This is a genomic window from Mesorhizobium sp. M0306 (genome assembly GCF_040321655.1).
Taxonomy (GTDB): domain Bacteria; phylum Pseudomonadota; class Alphaproteobacteria; order Rhizobiales; family Rhizobiaceae; genus Mesorhizobium.
Map to the genome: position 1 here is coordinate 1 of NZ_JAMYRY010000086.1, position 2,642 is coordinate 2,642.

Sequence of the window (2,642 nt, forward strand, 5' to 3'; positions counted from 1 at the left end):
TATAGCGCGTCGATCTGGAAGAGACCTGCGCGACAATCTGGATGAGACTCTCAGAGCGCGGTCACGGGCAAATTATCATGCTGATTGTCGCTGGCAAGAGTTTCGCCGTTTTCTGATTGTCGCTCCGCGACAAGCTCGTGCGTGTTTTTGATTGTCGCGTAGGAGGCTGGCCTGCCGCGCTGGCGTTTGGCTTCGATGGCGGATCTGCGCCGGTAGCTTTCGACATTCATCTCGAAGATCGTTGCGTGATGAACAAGTCGGTCGACCGCGGCGAGGGTCATGGCGGGGTCGGGAAAGACCCTGTTCCATTCTCCAAAGGGCTGATTGGCGGTGATCATGATGGAACGCCGCTCATATCTTGCGCAGATGAGTTCGAAGAGCGCGCTCGTTTCGGCCTGGTCCTTGGTGACGTAGGCCAGATCGTCGAGGATGAGCAGATCGAACTTGTCGAGCTTGGCGATGGCGGATTCGAGTTGCAGCTCACGCCGTGCGACCTGAAGCTTCTGGACGAGATCGGTTGTTCGGGTGAACAGCACACGCCAGCCGTTCTCGATGAGGGCGAGCCCGATAGCTGCGGCGAGATGCGACTTTCCGCCGCCGGGCGGGCCAAACAACAGGATATTGGCGCCCTTTGCGAGCCAGCTATCGCCGGCGGTCATGGCCATGACCTGCGCCTTGGAGACCATGGGTACGGCATCGAAGGCGAAGCTGTCGAGTGTCTTTCCGGGCGGCAGATGCGCTTCGGCCAGATGGCGTTCGATCCGGCGCCGATCGCGCTCGGCCAACTCATGCTCGGCAATGGCCGACAGGAACCGGGCGGCGGGCCATCCCTCTCGATCAGCCTGTTCGGCAAATTGCGGCCACAGGGTCTTGATCGTCGGCAATCTGAGTTCGTTGAGCATGATGCCGAGACGGGCTTCGTCGATGATGTGGGCGGCCTTCATGCGACGTCTCCCGCATAGGCCGTGCCGATCAGGGCTTCATAGCCGTTGAGGGAAGCGAGTTGCACCGAGACGGTCGGCAGCAGTGCGGGATCCGGGCCGAATAGCGATCGCAAGACAGCAATATCGGGCAGGTCGCCGGCGTCGAGGGTCTCGGCGAGCTGCTCGGCAAGTTCGCGCTCGCAGCCTCGATCATGGGCCAGCGCCAGCAATTCGACCATCACCTTGCAGGCCTGCCTGTCCGGCAGCCGCTCAATGAGCACATCGAAGGCCCTGCGGTATTCCTGCCGCGGGAAGAGCTTGTCACGATAGACGAGATTAAGAAGCGCCATCGGCTTTTTGCGCAGGGAATGGATGACGTGCCGATAATTGACGACCTGATCGTGCCTTCCATCCGCATGCCCGCGGCTTCTGGGCAGCGTCATCAGGTGTGTTCCTCCGACAAAGACCTCGAGGCGATCGTCGAACAGCCGGACGCGAAGCCGATGTCCGATCAGGCGGGAGGGAACGGTGTAGAAGACCTTGCGCAAGGTGAAGCCACCCGTCCGCGACACGGTCACGGCCACCTCCTCGAAGTCGCTGGTCCGCCGGTCGGGGAGTTCCTGCAGATGAGGGCGTTCGGCATCAATGCGTTTGCCATGATTGGCGTTGTGCCGGCTGGCGATCTCATCGATGAAGGCGCGGTACGCGTCGAGATCGTCGAAGTCCCTGCTGCCGCGCATCAGAAGGGCGTCACGGATGGCGCTCTTGAGATGACCATGGCTGCTTTCAATCGACCCGTTCTCGTGGGCGATGCCCTTGTTGTTGCGGGTCGGCGTCATGCGATAATGGGCGCAGAGTTCCTCGTAGCGCCGTGTCAGGTCCTCCTGCGCATCGGCACTGAGATTGCGGAAAGCCGCCGACAGGCTGTCGCTGCGGTGATAGAACGGCGCTCCGCCAAGTGACCAGAGCGCGTTCTGCAGTCCTTCGGCCAGGGCCACGAAGCTCTCGCCACCGAGAATGACGTGGCTGTGTTCGAAGCCCGACCAGGCGAGCCGGAAGTGGTAGAGCAGATGATCGAGCGGCTGGCCAGCGATCGACACGCCCAGGCTGCTCATGTCGGTAAAATCCGACAGCCCGAGCCGGCCGGGCTCGTGAAGCTGACGGAAGATGACCTCCTGCTCTTCGCCGTGGATGGCGCGCCATGACCGAATGCGCCGCTCCAGGGTCCGGCGAATGCCCTCGCTCAGTTCCGGGTGCCGCCGCAGCATCTCTTGGTAGATGGCGACTGCACGGATGCCTGGCGCCGCCTTCAAAAGGGGAACGACTTCAGCATCGAAGATGTGCTCGAGAGGGTCAGGCCGTCGCCGGCCGCGAGCCTTTTGCTTTTGCGATGGCAGGTCCGGATTCTTTTTGATGCGATAGGCCGTCGCTCTGCTGATCGACGCCTTGGCCGCGGCAACCTCGGTCGTGTGTTCCTGTCGTAACTTCATAAAGAGCCTCATCTGATGGTCGGTTACATGACGGCCTGGCACAAAGGTGATTCTCCATTCTTCAGAAAATCGCCAAGGTACTTCAGCCAACCGCGCTCAACAGACGCCGGCAGTGACGCCGCGGGGGTGGTGTAACTCCGTTCGGGCTACGCCCTCACTGCGTCACACCACCCCCGCCGAGTCTCATCTTGATTGACGCTGAATCTCATCCTAATCGCCGCGCCGCAGC

The 2,642-nt window shown here is 61.5% G+C and carries 2 protein-coding genes; both read right to left on the bottom strand.

Annotated elements, in window-relative coordinates; genetic code table 11:
• Window positions 1–50: 50 nt before the first annotated feature.
• A complete protein-coding gene (istB, locus tag NKI95_RS34125) occupies window positions 51–944 on the bottom strand; it encodes an IS21-like element helper ATPase IstB (RefSeq protein ID WP_352722235.1) in 894 nt (297 codons plus the stop codon).
• Complete coding sequence (gene istA / locus NKI95_RS34130) at window positions 941–2,455, bottom strand: IS21 family transposase (RefSeq protein WP_502906259.1); 1,515 nt, start codon at window positions 2,453–2,455, stop codon at window positions 941–943. Before istA ends, istB begins: the two co-directional genes overlap by 4 nt.
• Between the last annotated feature and the right edge of the window lie 187 nt (window positions 2,456–2,642).